Here is a 13,956-nt window from a genome sequence, read left to right as displayed (position 1 = left end):
CGAGAGCTCGTCATCACTCCTCAGACGGTTTGCCTGCTCCTCATCTCCTCACTTCCTCGTTTTTTTAAGGAGATAGTCCACAATATGTCTAGCTACGTTTTTCTTGGTGGCACTCTCTATCCCTTCCCAGAGTGGCGACGCGTTAACCTCCAGTACTCTACGGGTTCCATCAACGTCCTCGACTATATCAACTCCAGCGTAGTCAAGACCCATCGCCTTTGTCACCTTTATGGAGAACTCGTAGAGTTCGACAGCGGGCTCTATCAGTTGAGCTGTGGCCCCTTGTGCTATGTTGGTTTTCCAGTGGGACTTGTTGACTCTGTAAATTCCACCCACTACTTCGTCTCCCACCACGAACACCCTTATGTCCCTGTCTGGCTTTCTGATATACCTTTGAACGTAGAGAGGCTGGTTCACAGCTAAGACCGACTTGGCGACCCTGAACCCCACGTCAGGGTCAGAGACCTTTATCGCTCCGAGGCCCAGGCTACCCATGATGGGTTTTATGACTACCTCTCCCCACTCCTCTACCAACCTCATGACGTCGAAAGGATCCTCCGCCACCGCAGTCTCAGGAACAGGTATTCCTGCCCTCCTCAGTCTTAGGATGCTCCCCAACTTGTCTCTAGCCAAGGTCATAGAGTCTGGGTCGTTGATTACGTAAGTACCTTCGTCTTTTAGTTCCCTCAGTACGTCCATCCTTTTCGCCATCTGCTCTATTGTCAGTAAAAACCCTAGGTTTCTAATTATGGCCCCGTCCAGTTTAGGGAGTTCTTTGCTGCCGTATGTGAACTTACATCCATAGTCTCCAACTTTCAGTCCCATTTTCGATATTCTAAGGTAGTAAGCGTTGTTTCCAGTCGACTTCACTTCCATTAGCAACCGTTTTGAGGAATCAGTGACCCTAGGTGAATCGTGGACGATGGCTATCTTCAACCTAGCACCTGTGAGCAACCCTCCCTCTTCCCTTATAAAAAATGGAGATCATGAAAAACTAGCTGGCCGAGCTACCTCTAAGGTTCTGGCCACATCTTCTGGCATCTGTGACCCCCATCCGCCAGAGTGAGGTAGTTCTCTATCTCAATGGGGACGGGCGACTTTCCCTTAATGGCCCATATTTGCACGAATTCGCTAAATACCGTTAACTAGCGATAGTGGTTCGCGTGGTGAACTCCACCAAGAAGCCTAAGCTGGGGCCTAACGTGGTGGGCCTCCCCACCCGGCACTTCGTGGGCGAAGATCGGTTCAGCGTAGGGCCAGGAAGACCCTCTCCTGTGGAGCTCGACCCTCAATCTTCGGACGAGGTGACGAAGCGGGAAGTCCAGTCAGAACTGGAGTAGTTTACTCAACCCTCACCTCGGGCCTTACGGGAGTAGCGGGGAACACTCTCCCTTGATAGAATACAACGGAAAGATAGGTAGCTTCACTCGTGCGAGCTCAAAACGAGCTTGGCCAATCCTAGACCCTGGCGGGCTTGGGAGGGACACTAAGGGGAGTATCCTTATACTATTTATCTATAATATATGGCATTCTCCTCACTGCGAGTAGGGAGTGCCACCTAGTCTTGGAGGCCCTCCATCCCAGCAGTGACGTAGAATAGTGAATACGTACTAATGAGCAGAATCTTAGGTGGAGGACGTGAAACAGTAGGTCCCTTTCAAGGCAGGAGATCTCACTGGCCGATTGCTCCCGTTGAGTAGTGAGGAGGATCTAAAAGAACATTAGCAAGAGGCACCATAGGTAAACACGCGGTATTCCTCACGTTCACATGTTCACTACTCTTAACGCTCTCGGAGAATATTCGCAAAACTACTCCTAACAGTTCGATTCTAAAATTATTACCTTCCAGCATGGTCATTTTTCCCCTGCCCCTTAAGTCATGTTTATACAATTCGTTCGTTATGCTTATATCTCGTCTTATAGGTAAAAGTAAGCAGACATGAAAGTTAATCACAGATTGAGCGTCGCTCTAGGTTACACTATACCTACGTTCGTCCTTGTTGCCCCCTCGTTTGTCTTGAATCAACTGCATCTTACCCAATGGGAGGCCTTCACGTTCCTCTCAATTCCATTCACCGGGAGAGTGATAGGTTCAATGATATATCAGCCCCTAAATAGGGTCGTTGGAGTGAGAAAAGGCTATCTCCTATCCATGGTAGCTCTGGGGGCTCTATCTGCTGTGAGCGGCCTCCAACAAAGTTTGGTGTTACTTCTAGCTGAAAGATTTCTCGTCGGAGTTGCGTTTGGCGTCACCACGTCCATCGCTGTTGCGGCAGCTGCGTCAACTGGCAACAGAAAGGTCATGGGGCTAGTGATGGCAGGATGGGCCTTCGGATGGTTAGGGGCGGCCGTAGCTTACTCGTTAGTCCACTTTTGGAGTCTCTTAGCGTTTGCTGGATTAATAGCGATCCCCCTCGCTCCTCTAACTGTGGAGTCTCCTCAATCTGAAACGAGATACTCTATACCACCTCTCTTCTCCATCCTCGTCGCATTCGCAGCTTTCGAGCCTGCCTTCGCACTTCAGCTAGCTCCGACGTTGTTGGAACAGGAGGGAGCTGATGTACTTCCGTGGATGATGGCGTCCTATGGTTCAGCGGTTCCCATGTATTTCGCCCTACCTTGGCTTTACTCCAAGTCTAGACTCGGTCTCACGTCTCTTGTGGCCCTACAGGGGGTGTCAGGCGTGGCGTTCTTCGTCACTCGCAACCCAGCGTTTCTAGTGCTCTTCACTTTCGGGGGGCTAGGTCTGAGTTCGTTGGCCCCCATCCTAGCCTCGGAACTTGGTGCCAAACCGGAGGGAATTGGTATCGCTCTCAACTTGGCAGCTTTAGGTGGACTTGGTGTACCGGTGGCGTCGTCGCTTCTGGGAACTAGACAGACCGCTTCGCTTATCACGTTAGTTTCCTTTGTGGCCTTTTCATTAATAATAAACGCCAAAGGTAGGAAGAGTAGAATCGATATTTATCGTTAAAATCAGAATAACCATGTCCTTACTCCGGACTCCAAGCCCACATCGAATTAGGGGAACTCCTCTTCTTTCATGCACTCTTGGATCACCTTAACGTCCCTCTCGGGGATCGGCCTTCCTAAGTTAGCGGGTACCCTCCTAAGGTACTTCGCTAATTGGTCCTTTTCCTCCACGAACGAGAGTTCCTTTAGTATGGACCTCAGGTCGCAAACTCCTAGTTCTCTCTCCCTTAGTCTAATCCTATAGACGTATATGGCTCTGTTCCTGGCCCTTTCGGCCGGAAATATTGGGGTGTTATCTTGGAACCAATCCGACTCTACCTCCATTATCGCGACGATCTTTCCGCCATACATTTTAGCGTAATACTTAGTGACGTATAGTAAGAGTTGGTCCCCTACCTTAATTACATCGCTTAGATCTCTATCGGCTCCATAGATCTTCATCTCCCTTACCACTTCCCATACGTCCTCCTGTATAGGGACCAACCAGTAGTTCACATCAATGTGTGAGACGTCCCCCTTTAAAAAGGCGTGGAGGGTATATGGTTACAATGAGATTGAGCACCCATTACGTGTTCACGACGGGGATGCTTTCAATTCTGGGTTGGGGGACCAATTTTTACTATGGACTGATCCTCGCCTCCTTGATATCTCTCTCTTCTAATACTATCATTGATAGATTGGGACATGAAGTGAGGGGTGGCTACGTCAGGAGAACTCCTAGGACTCATACGTTAGGCAGGAGTATACTGTGGGGACTCATACCTTCTTTTTTTATTTTCCTTTTTCTGTTTCTCGTAAGTGGTGGCCTACTCTTCCAGATCCTTTCGATGGGAATTGTAGCAGGCCCCTCACACCTGTTGTTAGACGCCTTCACTGAGAAAGGGATTTACGTTAAGAATGGAGGAAGGTGGACCAGATATGCTTTAGCTCACTTTCGCTATAACAACCCCTTTGCTAACGGTGCCGCGATTATTACTGGCGTTTTGCTCATGCTCCTTTCCCTATATCTCAGGGGACAACTCACCCTGATCTGATTTCCTTCTGTTCCAATCATCTCGCGAACTCATCGTTCACTTCGTCGACCCGTGTACCTTTAGGAGGGCAGTAGGAGAAATACACTCTTCACTATGAAGTTCTGAATCGATTCCCCCACCCTCATCCTCTATAGGTCCAGCTATGGGCGATCGTAATCTCCCCCCACCGGTCCTGCCGAAGCCCCCTATAGAGTTGGGGGGCCAGTAGATTTGCTAAAATGTTTAGAGTACTAACGTCTAAAACTCCTCTGAACTGTCACAACATGACCGGCTTCATTCTTTAACTTAAAGGAGATTGAGGGGGCGGAAGTCCCCTTCCGTGGGGACGGACAGCTTCCTTATGTAAACCTCTTTACGGTTGTCAAAATACTATTTCTACGACCTCTACTGTGAGAGCTGGGTCGCACCCTCTGGACTGGGGGAACTCACGCCCGTGGAGAGGAAACCCTCCGCGATCCCCCTTCCGTACTGTTCACAGAAAGGTTCCACTGAACCTCCGCTACGGAAGGGGATCTAGGTTCCTCCGGGAAGCAGGAAATCCCCACCGGGAGATGCCCCGTCCGCGAGGGCGGGGTAGTTCACTAAGGAAGTCGAAGAAACTCACTGGCACATCTTCCAAACTGATCGACAAGGTGGTACGGGAGGAAATCACAATTGTTGATGGAAAGGTGAATCTCAATGACATTTGCCATAAGAACCACGAGAAGTGCGCAGAGGTTCTGTGGTGATGAACCTAAACTTGAGGCCTCCAACCTCCCCGACATTCCCTCAGGGTGAGTTAGAACAACTGAGGACCTCTCGGGAGGGAATTAGCCTGGGAGTTACCAGGACCGTAAACTTCACTTCAATTGCAGAGAACTTCTTTATTGATTCACCGAAGTACTCTCAATGAAAATAGACGTCTTTAACCACGTTTACCCAAGGGAGTACCTTCATTTGGTTGGTTCCTTAACTCGGGTGTCCGACCTAGTCAGACAGTCACCCCAGCTGGCGGACCTAGATGTGAGGTTCAAGGCAATGGAAAAGTACGGAGTGGAAGTGAAGGTGCTCTCCCTCGTTACGTCAACAATAGACGACATTCACCTCTATTATGAGAACAGTGAGGGTGATGAGCACAGCCAACGACGGGATCGCCTCCCTGCAGAAGAGGTAGAGCGAACGTTTCAGGGCGGTGAACACGATCACCCTGTCCGCGGTTGGCTAGGCCGTAGACGAGGTCAGGAGGTGCGTGAAGGACCTAGGACTGTTGGGTGTGCAGGTCCTCTCCAACGTCGATGGTAAGCCACTTGACTCTCCGGAGGAGGACGCAGAGAAAGTGTTCCACTTCAACGTGGAGCGGCTTCTGAAGTTGTGAGGCAAAGCTATTAACCGCAGTTGGCTCAATTATCTCGTGATCCCTGCACCCTTCTAGTACGTCGCGCCTCCCTCTCCCGAGGAGGTGGTGGAGGTGGCAGAATCCACGGGAGAAGACTTCAGGTACTTGGCTGGGGGATAGACACTGATTCCTACCACGAGGTTCGGACTTGCCGGGCCTCCTGTCTCATGGATCTCAAAAGGATGTGGGAGATCAGGAAGACAGAGAGGAGCAGTTCCACAGTCGTGGTGGGTGCCCAGTTGAGACACACCGAGTTAGCCTAGTCTCCAGAGGTCAGGGAGGCAGTGCAGGTCCTCTCTGAGGCCGCTGTCAGGGCAGGCCACCAACTAGTGAGGAACAGGAACTATAGGTGGGAGCCCTATCCATCTCAAACCCTAAAGGGCGAAATTCTTCTCCCTGAACTGGATTCTCCTTGCTAAACCCTATAGACTTAGCAGTAAATCCATAGCTATCCCAGATGAAACTAAAAACGGTTCACTTCTTTATTTAAAGCCCATTCCAGCCCTTCACTTACCAAGCTTGCTAACTAGCTCTTTCGGAGCATCTTTCTCTGACACTGCTCCTCTGCCTGTTTTTCCGTTGTCGTCGTAAGTGAATGATATCATCTTTCCTACTTTCCATACCTTCTTTACCTTTGAAATATCGACCTCTTTTGTTTCTCCCTTGTACTTGAACTTTACGGTAGGCATAATGATTGTGACAACTGACACAGTAATTAACTTTACGGTGACTCCCTTGGTACTACGTACTGGTAGTTTCTATCACACTTACTGAGTGAAAAGGGAATCGACACGTTTATGGTTTGATAAGAATGTTGTGTCTCAGATCACAAAATGGCTTTACATGAAGAAGTAAATCAAACTCATAAGATCTGCGAAAAACATATAATCTTGTATCCTCATTTTTCCATTGGGCAATTAAATGGAGCGGTCTAAGCTCTTCGTTAGGGAATCTTCGGGGTTAGTTAAGGATGTTTCAATGGTTGACGCAGTGATGCTCAATGTAGGAAACATGTCAGCCGGTCTAGCTCTTTTCACTTCGATCTCGCCCTACATTCAACAGGGGTCCGTCCTCTGGCTTGCCTCTCTAATAGGCTTCGTCCTCGCCCTACCCCAGGCTTTCATCTATACCGTGTTATCGAAGAGGATCCCAAGAACCGGCGGAGACTACGTTTGGATATCTAGGACCCTAGGAGGGGGAATAGGAACAGTTATGGCGCTTGCCGTAATGATAGAGTCTTTAGCTTACTTCGCCATCACGGCCTACTTCGCGTCCTCGGCTCTAAATACAGTGTTCTGGACTATAGGGACCTTGGATAAGTCAACTTCATTGCTTTACCTCGCCAACAACGTGATCGTTAATCCATTCGCTGTTACACCGACATTAGGACAATCAATGATCATTTACGGAGTCTCGGCCGCTATATTTGGAGTAATTATCGGCCTCAACATCGTCAAGGCCAAGTGGGGATACAGTATTGTAACGGCTCTGGGGACTTTCTCCATAGCATCTACTATAGGTGCTATAATAGTGATAGCGGCTTCAGCGGGGCATTTCTCTTCCTCTATTCTCCCTCTAGTTAACGCAATAAAGGCCACTGGGGTTACAGTCCAGCCCTACACAGGTCCCTCCTTCAGCTTTGTCGCCACCCTCTTGATGTTGCCTTTCTTCGCCCTTTTCACCTATCCGTGGATGCAAGCCGGCCCCGCTGTAGCCTCAGAGTTTAAGGGCAAGAGGACACTCAAGTACAACGTTATCATTTCGCTCGTCTTGACCGCACTTGTGGTTACCGGTTCCTTCCTCCTTATGGACGTCGTAGCAGGGTACGGCTTCAACGCCTCGTTATATCCTACTGGGATATACAACTTCTGGACAGCAGCAATTACCCTTGCGGGCAATCCAGTTGTCCAGTGGTTCTTGGGGCTAGGACTCTTTGCGTGGGAGGTCTACATTCTAGCTTACGGCGTGATAGTCTTCTCTAGGTACGTCTTTGCGATGTCCTTCGACAGAGTCCTTCCAGAAAGGTTTTCGCAAGTCAACTCAAAGGGCTCTCCAGTTTACGCGCACCTCTTAGATTTGGCCGTTACGCTGTTCTTCTTAGCCATTCCGGTGTTGTCAACTCAGGGTGCGGTAGCGTTGTATGGAGCTACCATTCTTGGTTCCCTGTACTTCCTCGTTGTTAGCATCGCCGCCGTATTCTACGGTAGGAAGAACGGCCACAGCGGCTTAAAGATAGCGGGAGTCCTTTCGGCTATATATTTCCTGTTTCTGACCATAGAAGCAGGGGTTAACCCCGCGTTCGGCTTCTTCACAGGTACAAGCGTAAATCCAATAACAGCCCTGTTCGTAAGTGTAACACTAGTTGGCAGCCTGGCGGTCTATTTGTACGCTAGGTTCAGTAACGCCAAGAAGGGAATAGATTTGTCCCTAGTTTATAAGGAGATTCCTCCAGAGTGACTTCAAGGTAAAACTTCTTAACCGCCCTCTAATCCCACCGGGAATTTTTGAGTAGAATCAAAGTCAGTTCTTCTTTTAATTGATCAGAATGTGGTAACGTGAAATGCAGATACTCGCCGAAATTCACCCGAAATCAACCATGGAGAAGACTGTAAGGTTTATTTCTACCATATCTAACTTCGATGGATTCAACTTTCCTGACGGACCCATGGGCCTCCCTGCGGTGCACCCGCTTTCTTTGGCCCCGCTAGTTAGGACTGTAGCGTCTGACAAAAGGATCATTGTCAACCAAAGGGTCTCCGATGTGGGAGAACTCTTCCTTGCGTCCCTAGCACTCAGTGCGAGATTCTGGAGGCTCGACGTAGTCCTCACTCGTGGCGATCTACCCAAGTTAGGAAAAAGGTTCAGTTCGCTGACCTCAGAAGAGGGACTTAAGACCATGAAGGCAGTGGAGCCGAAGGTGAGCGTCGGGCTACTCCTTAGTCTTCGTTACCCTAGGAACGAAGTTCAAAGGAGAATGAACATTTCAAGCGACTTCTTCCTAGTGTTGAGAGCTAGAAGCCCGGCGGACCTCGTAGACTTAGACAAGTCTAAGCTCATTCCCTATCTGATTATAAAGACTGCTAGGAACGCTGAGTCGTTGGAGGCAGTTGGGCAACCCTTCATCTCAATGGACGAGGTCCCTGACGTATTAGACTCTATGAAACACGCTGGAGTGCAGGGCGTTCTGCTCTCCACAGCGGGGATAATCAAGGAATGGAAAAGTTAGCCAGAATGATCTAATCTCACTTCACTTTATGTATCTTCATTACATCTGCTTCTGCAGTGCCCTCTTCGCTGGAGACTATTATCACAACGTCCCCTGACCTACAGATCTTTAGTTCCTTCAACTTGGAATCGATGAACGAAGACATGTCTCCTTCCCCTCCATTAACTTGCACAGGTATCGTCCCCCAAACTGTCTTGAACCTCTGAGCACCCTGCGACACTAACGTCACTATTGGAACTCTAGGTCTGAACTTAGCGACCTTAAGGGCTGCGTTTCCTTCGCCTCCGTGGGCCACGATTGCCCTTGCTCCCGACAAGTTGGCTGCGTCGACTGCGGAGTAGGCTATTGCATCACCGACGTCCGCTGGCCTTATTCCATTAGGCCTTACCACTTTCTCCAGTTTCCTTATGGTCCTGTCTAGATAGAACGCGGCTCTCAGGGGGTTTGAGCCAATGGCCGTCTCATCACTCAGCATTATAGCATCCACCCCCTTTATTATTGAGTTCGCAACGTCGACTACCTCGGCTCTAGTTGGGGTAGGACTCGACATCATTGATTCGAAGACTTGTGTTGCTAAGATAACGGGCTTCCCGTAAGTTCTGGCCGTCCTTATGACTTTTTCCTGAACTAGGGGAAGCATCTCTAGGCCGACCTCCACTCCCAAATCTCCCCTGGCTACCATTATCGCATCCGCTTCTTTTACTATCCCCTCCAATTCCTTCAATGACCCTTTTTTTTCTATTTTGCCCACGATGAAACTCTTGGTTAGTCCCTTAGCCTCCTGCACCTCTTTAGGCGACATAATGAAAGAAAGGCCTATCATATCCGCTCCTAAGGTGTTGGCTTCCTTAAGCATCTCCAAGTCGGTCTCTGTCAGTCCGGGAGCGGTCTTCAAATCTGGAATATTAATTCCCTTCCTAGAGGTGAGGATCCCTCCGTCGACCACAGTGGCCTTGACCTCCTCCGGAGTGACCGACTTTACTCTAACCCTGATGATTCCGTCCGCGAGGAGAACTACGCTGCCTTCCTTGAGGGAACGATAGAAGAGATCTTCAGTTACAGGAATCCCTTCACCCTTCTTTGAGAAGACCACTGTCTGACCGCGTCTAAGCTTAACCATCCCCTTAATGTCCCCAACCCTCAGCTTCGGCCCAGGAAGATCCATCAGAAGAGCGGCCTTTGTGGTCCTTACGAGCTCTACATACTTCCTTCTACTCTCCTGCGTTCCGTGCGCCATGTTTACCCTAAACACGTCGACGTACCTGGATAGATTTCCAACTAATCTCTCGCTGGCCGGACCAAGCGTCGCTATAATCTTAGTTTTCCTCATTTGGAGAAGTCACGCGGAACAAAGGGATATAACTTTCTTCGATAAACATATGAAACCGCTTAGCAACGAGTCTCATGACCAGTCGCGCTCTCCACCTTGAGTTCCTGTTATTTTCCCTTTCTTTTGAAGTAGAAGATGTCAACCAAGATGGGAACTGATTTTCTAGTGTGATGCGAGTACTGTGCCCTCAATGGGTAACTTTGAGTTATGTATTCCCAGAATAACCCCTCGTTTTCTACTAATTGTATGACAATATTCCTGAGGCCTTGATCGCTTTTATGAATGGAATAGACTACAGGGGCTATTTTGAGCGCGTTTTTAAGAAACATGAGGTCTGCATGTCTCCTGTGAACTCCGAAGGGAGGGTTCTGGAACACTACGTCGGCCCTAATCTCCACGTGAGGGACTTCCGCCTGGACAACGTTAACTCTGCTAGAGACCTTCGGGTTAGACCTCAATGCTGTCGTGGGATCCACGTCTACACAGATACACTCAGCACCCAAGTAAGATAGGGCCGCGCAGAACCTACCAGTTCCACAACCTAGGTCAACTGCCTTCTTACCCGCTACTTCTCCTCTAAGGAACGCGGTCCAGACTAACTGAGACACTATCTCTGGGGGTGTGACGTACTGTTCCAGTTCCAAATTAGGTTTGTGAAAGCCTCTTACCTCACTCACTACTCTTTCAACATCTCGTCTACTAACTCCTTTGCCTCCGATAGATCCCTCACCTTCCTGACATTAAGATCTTCGTAGTAGTTCTCCCTGTCTATTAGGATCGGAGTGAGTCCTGCTCTGAGCGCCCCCACGTAGTCTATCTCATAGACGTCACCTATAAAGATTCCCTCTCCTCCTACATCCACGGCCTTCCTAAATATTCGTGGATGTGGCTTCATATAGCCCACCTCGCACGACGCAACGATACCGTCTAGGTGCTCCTCTAAGCCCAGACTTTTCACGATCCTCTTAAACGAACTCGTAGCGTTGGTGACCATAATTACCCTAGCTCCTCTTTTCCTCACGTAATTTAGGAAGTCGATTGAATCTGGAAACAGTTCGTAGCTGTTGGATAAGAGGTTGAGCTTCTCGAGTTCCTGTACCACCTCTCTCCTCGGCAATATCCTCATGTCAGTCAACAACTCCCAGTAATCAAGCTCAGAAAGTCCGTCCATGTTAGGGAAGTACCTTGATCCAAGTTGCCTCGAGACTGCCCTGAACACTTGTCTTTCAGTGACGTCGTATCCCATTTCTCTTAGCTTAGAGTAGATTGGATAGTGGTACCTTGGCTTAAAGCTCACTAGAGTCTCTCCCATATCGACGTAAACGGCCTTCATAAAGGACCTTAGAGTGACTTCGATTTAACTGTTGTGGGGCAAAAGGACGGAAGTCCCTTTTGACGAGTCAGTAGAGATTAAATACCTCACTTATTAATAGCCTACAAACCGACGAAAGCCTCGCCCTTTAGGGCGGGGAGGAAGGCGGTTTACGGGCTCCATTCACTCTCTCTAACCAAGAACCTAGGTCCGTCTATTTTGGTGCTATGGCAAACTGGGCATCTTCCGGGCTTCCTAACCTTTTCAGGTTCGAACGCGAATCCGCATTCCTCGCATTTGGCCGGGAAGATCACCACTACCTCTCCCCTTCTCCTAGAGGATAGAGCTATGTGGAGGATGTGTTCGTACACGTCCCTTTCCCGAGTTTTCACTCTCCTAGCAATCTCCCTTCCGGTTAGAGCCTTTGGAGAGGCTCTTAAAAGCTCATATATCCTTTCCCTAGTCGTCAGCTCCAAAGGTAGTCTTTATATCGTAGTTGACTGAGACTTTTATTCCAAGCGTCCCTAGTAGCCAGGTGTCTAGGGAGAAGTCCCTCTTCCTCACGTGAACTGGCGAGGGCTCAGCTCCAAAAAGTTCACCCAATTTCCTGCAAAACTCGTAAAGGTCTATTCGCTGTGTTGCGACGTTAAATATACCCTTGATTCTAGCTTTCACTAGCTCACTTATTATCTTAGATAGACTCTTCACGCCTATGGGACTCACGTAGAACCCTTGAGGACATAAGGTTCTCCTACCAATCGTCATGTTCCTCAACATTCCTGAAAGAATAGAGTGAATCTGTGATCCGTAAAGTAACCCTAATCGCAGTATGAGGTAGTTCCCTAGGGCAGCCACTGCCGCCTCTCCTGCGAGCTTGCTCACTCCGTAGTAATTCAAGGGAGACGGTGGACTGTTCTCGGTGTACATTCCCTTGTTTCCATCGAAGATCATGAAGGACGAAATGAAGATGTTGGTTGCCCCGACGGAATTCGCGGCTCGGGCCATATTCAGAACGCGCCATACGTTGACGTTCCAAATTTCAGCCCTGTTCCGTGAATAATATCCTACCTCGTATGTGTGGATGAGGAAGTCGGGGTTGAGTTCCCTCACTCGCCACGGAGTGTCGACTACTCTCACCTCGTCTTCTAAGTCAGACGTGATTGCCCTACTGAAAGGTCCCTCATCCGTGACTGCTATCATTCTCACTACCTGAAATTGGTCCCTTCAGATCTTCAATTCGTCTTCCTCTATCATCTTAAGCAGTTTCTTCACACCTTCACCGTCATCCTCATCTAAGACTAGGTCTGCTTCTCGCTTCACCTCAGGGAGAGCATTTCCCACCGCTACTTTGAAATCGGCAACCTTGAATAGGGCGAAGTCGTTCTCACTGTCTCCAACCGCTATTACTTTGCCTTGGAAGTTCAGGGCCTCCTTCAATTTCGTGAGTCCAGTACCTTTGTTAACGCCGGTCGGCATTATCATTGCGTCGTTCCTGTTCCACTCTATACTCGCTCCTTTCACGTCTAGTTCTAACTTTTGAGATCTTCCCCCGTCAACGTAGATTATGACCTCTCCTCTACTGTATCTGACACCTCTCCTTCTTAAGGTCTGTTCCACCAGTGTCCTCACCGATGGCCAGTTCGAAGGCGCGTTTACATCGATCACTTTGTGAACTAGGAGGGCACCGTTCTCCATTACCCAGGCCGTGGGATTGAGTCCTGGAGCTAGGACTTCCATATACTTCCTTTCCCTACCTGTCACCACCACGAAGTGATATGACTTGGAGAACCTATTGACTTCCTCCACCACCTCTCTCCTCATGACGAAGCCGTCCTTCTCTGACGACAGGGTCCGATCGAAGTCGGAAGCCACCATTATCCTAAATCTTGATTCCAACTCTCTCAAGCACCTCCTTCATCTTCAGGGCGTCCTCCTCAAGCTTTGGACTCTCACATATAAGAGATATTGATACGTCCCTTCTAACCAGGGCTTCCGCCAATGGCTGAAAGGGCGGTGTCTCGTATTCAATCGGCCTATGTACGTCTACAAACTTACCCTTCCTTGGCGTCACTGACTCGAAGTGGGAATTTATATGTTGCAGTCCAAGTTCGCGCACAAGTCGGTCTATGATGTCGCCGTAGTTTATTTGTCCCCCTTGTCTGGCGAAGGTATGAGCCCAGTCGATGTAGGGTATAACCCCCTTAATTTGTTTTGCCAACTCTATGACCTCGTCTAACGTTCCAACTGCAGTCTCCTTAGCCATTGTCTCTACGCCGAACTTGACGCTGTATGCTCCAGCACTCCTCGCTTTGTCAACTACGTCACCCAACTGACTTTCTACGAATCGTAGACATTTCTCTGGGCCTCGCTTACCGTAGAACGCTATGTGAATCGCTATGGCGTCTGCTCCCATCCTTTCCGCTCTATCCGCTGTGTCGAGTAGTCTCTTTTTAGAAGCCTCAACCTTCTCATTTTCGTCAGAGCATAAGTTTATGAAGTAGGGAGCGTGAACTGATAGGCGAACTCCCATTTCCCTAGCTACTTCACCCACTCTCGAGGCAGTAGTCTGGTTCATCCTAACTCCTTGCACGAACTCGACTTCCATAGCGTTGAGCCCTAGTTCTTTCACCTTCCTAATTCCTTCCTCAGTTCCCTTACCTTGGGCCGCTATAGGAACACCGGCTGGCCCTAGAAACACTTTAGCCATGA

18 protein-coding genes are annotated in these 13,956 nt (G+C 49.1%); 6 read left to right on the top strand and 12 right to left on the bottom strand.

Annotated features, from left to right (window positions below):
* Positions 1 to 48: 48 nt before the first annotated feature.
* A complete protein-coding gene (locus HS1genome_RS04060) occupies positions 49 to 936 on the bottom strand; it encodes an ATP-grasp domain-containing protein (RefSeq protein ID WP_126449727.1) in 888 nt (295 codons plus the stop codon).
* Positions 937 to 1,166: 230 nt separating this feature from the next.
* Here HS1genome_RS04060 and HS1genome_RS11980 point away from each other — a divergent pair, with 230 nt between their 5' ends.
* Both HS1genome_RS11980 and HS1genome_RS04055 read left to right on the top strand, forming a co-directional pair.
* Positions 1,167 to 1,340 (top strand): hypothetical protein, encoded by a 174-nt coding sequence (locus tag HS1genome_RS11980; protein WP_158613716.1) that lies wholly within the window; start codon positions 1,167 to 1,169, stop codon positions 1,338 to 1,340.
* A 599-nt stretch (positions 1,341 to 1,939) separates the two neighbouring features.
* Positions 1,940 to 2,971 carry an MFS transporter gene (locus HS1genome_RS04055; protein ID WP_126449726.1) on the top strand — a complete coding sequence of 344 codons (1,032 nt, stop codon included), beginning with the start codon at positions 1,940 to 1,942 and terminating at the stop codon, positions 2,969 to 2,971.
* Between the two features lie 47 nt (positions 2,972 to 3,018).
* Here HS1genome_RS04055 and HS1genome_RS04050 read toward each other — a convergent pair whose 3' ends face one another.
* Positions 3,019 to 3,465 (bottom strand): EVE domain-containing protein, encoded by a 447-nt coding sequence (locus HS1genome_RS04050; protein WP_126449725.1) that lies wholly within the window; start codon positions 3,463 to 3,465, stop codon positions 3,019 to 3,021.
* A gap of 53 nt (positions 3,466 to 3,518) precedes the next feature.
* Here HS1genome_RS04050 and HS1genome_RS04045 point away from each other — a divergent pair, with 53 nt between their 5' ends.
* Positions 3,519 to 4,004 (top strand): DUF1286 domain-containing protein, encoded by a 486-nt coding sequence (locus tag HS1genome_RS04045; protein WP_126449724.1) that lies wholly within the window; start codon positions 3,519 to 3,521, stop codon positions 4,002 to 4,004.
* 932 nt (positions 4,005 to 4,936) lie between these two features.
* Here HS1genome_RS04045 and HS1genome_RS11975 read toward each other — a convergent pair.
* Positions 4,937 to 5,083, bottom strand: a complete 147-nt coding sequence (locus HS1genome_RS11975; RefSeq protein ID WP_158613715.1) for a hypothetical protein — start codon at positions 5,081 to 5,083, stop codon at positions 4,937 to 4,939.
* Entirely contained in the window at positions 5,067 to 5,189 is a 123-nt protein-coding gene (locus HS1genome_RS13000) for a hypothetical protein (protein WP_268243613.1), read from the bottom strand. Before HS1genome_RS13000 ends, HS1genome_RS11975 begins: the two co-directional genes overlap by 17 nt.
* A 43-nt stretch (positions 5,190 to 5,232) precedes the next feature.
* On the opposite strand from HS1genome_RS13000, the gene HS1genome_RS12995 reads away from it, so the two are divergent.
* Positions 5,233 to 5,358 (top strand): hypothetical protein, encoded by a 126-nt coding sequence (locus tag HS1genome_RS12995; protein ID WP_268243614.1) that lies wholly within the window; start codon positions 5,233 to 5,235, stop codon positions 5,356 to 5,358.
* Positions 5,359 to 5,885: 527 nt separating this feature from the next.
* On the opposite strand, the gene sul7d is transcribed toward HS1genome_RS12995, so the two are convergent.
* Positions 5,886 to 6,068 carry a Sul7d family chromatin protein gene (gene sul7d / locus HS1genome_RS04040; protein ID WP_126449723.1) on the bottom strand — a complete coding sequence of 61 codons (183 nt, stop codon included), beginning with the start codon at positions 6,066 to 6,068 and terminating at the stop codon, positions 5,886 to 5,888.
* Positions 6,069 to 6,300: 232 nt separating this feature from the next.
* Between sul7d and HS1genome_RS04035 the strand changes: the two genes are divergently transcribed.
* Positions 6,301 to 7,836 carry an APC family permease gene (locus HS1genome_RS04035; RefSeq protein WP_126449722.1) on the top strand — a complete coding sequence of 512 codons (1,536 nt, stop codon included), beginning with the start codon at positions 6,301 to 6,303 and terminating at the stop codon, positions 7,834 to 7,836.
* A 103-nt stretch (positions 7,837 to 7,939) separates the two neighbouring features.
* Positions 7,940 to 8,605: a hypothetical protein gene (locus tag HS1genome_RS04030; protein ID WP_126449721.1), complete on the top strand. Its 666-nt coding sequence runs from the start codon at positions 7,940 to 7,942 to the stop codon at positions 8,603 to 8,605.
* Between the two features lie 16 nt (positions 8,606 to 8,621).
* Here the strand turns inward: HS1genome_RS04030 and pyk are convergent, their stop codons facing one another.
* The 7 genes from pyk to HS1genome_RS03995 all read right to left on the bottom strand — a co-directional run bounded on the left by pyk (position 8,622) and on the right by HS1genome_RS03995 (position 13,954).
* Positions 8,622 to 9,935, bottom strand: a complete 1,314-nt coding sequence (gene pyk / locus HS1genome_RS04025) for a pyruvate kinase (protein WP_126449720.1) — start codon at positions 9,933 to 9,935, stop codon at positions 8,622 to 8,624.
* A 107-nt stretch (positions 9,936 to 10,042) separates the two neighbouring features.
* Positions 10,043 to 10,612: an METTL5 family protein gene (locus tag HS1genome_RS04020; RefSeq protein WP_158613714.1), complete on the bottom strand. Its 570-nt coding sequence runs from the start codon at positions 10,610 to 10,612 to the stop codon at positions 10,043 to 10,045.
* Complete coding sequence (locus HS1genome_RS04015; protein ID WP_126449718.1) at positions 10,612 to 11,268, bottom strand: HAD family hydrolase; 657 nt, start codon at positions 11,266 to 11,268, stop codon at positions 10,612 to 10,614. Before HS1genome_RS04015 ends, HS1genome_RS04020 begins: the two co-directional genes overlap by 1 nt.
* A gap of 149 nt (positions 11,269 to 11,417) precedes the next feature.
* Positions 11,418 to 11,723 (bottom strand): transcriptional regulator, encoded by a 306-nt coding sequence (locus HS1genome_RS04010; protein ID WP_126449717.1) that lies wholly within the window; start codon positions 11,721 to 11,723, stop codon positions 11,418 to 11,420.
* Positions 11,707 to 12,447 carry a sugar nucleotide-binding protein gene (locus tag HS1genome_RS04005; RefSeq protein ID WP_126449716.1) on the bottom strand — a complete coding sequence of 247 codons (741 nt, stop codon included), beginning with the start codon at positions 12,445 to 12,447 and terminating at the stop codon, positions 11,707 to 11,709. Before HS1genome_RS04005 ends, HS1genome_RS04010 begins: the two co-directional genes overlap by 17 nt.
* Before the next feature lie 24 nt (positions 12,448 to 12,471).
* Positions 12,472 to 13,122 carry a phosphoglycolate phosphatase gene (locus HS1genome_RS04000; RefSeq protein ID WP_126451305.1) on the bottom strand — a complete coding sequence of 217 codons (651 nt, stop codon included), beginning with the start codon at positions 13,120 to 13,122 and terminating at the stop codon, positions 12,472 to 12,474.
* Positions 13,123 to 13,126: 4 nt separating this feature from the next.
* On the bottom strand, positions 13,127 to 13,954 hold the full coding sequence (locus tag HS1genome_RS03995; RefSeq protein WP_126449715.1) for a TIM barrel protein: 828 nt from the start codon (positions 13,952 to 13,954) through the stop codon (positions 13,127 to 13,129).
* Between the last annotated feature and the right edge of the window lie 2 nt (positions 13,955 to 13,956).

Origin of the sequence: Sulfodiicoccus acidiphilus (assembly GCF_003967175.1) — an archaeon.
GTDB lineage: Archaea > Thermoproteota > Thermoprotei_A > Sulfolobales > Sulfolobaceae > Sulfodiicoccus > Sulfodiicoccus acidiphilus.
This window is presented reverse-complemented; position numbering and strand designations above follow the sequence as displayed.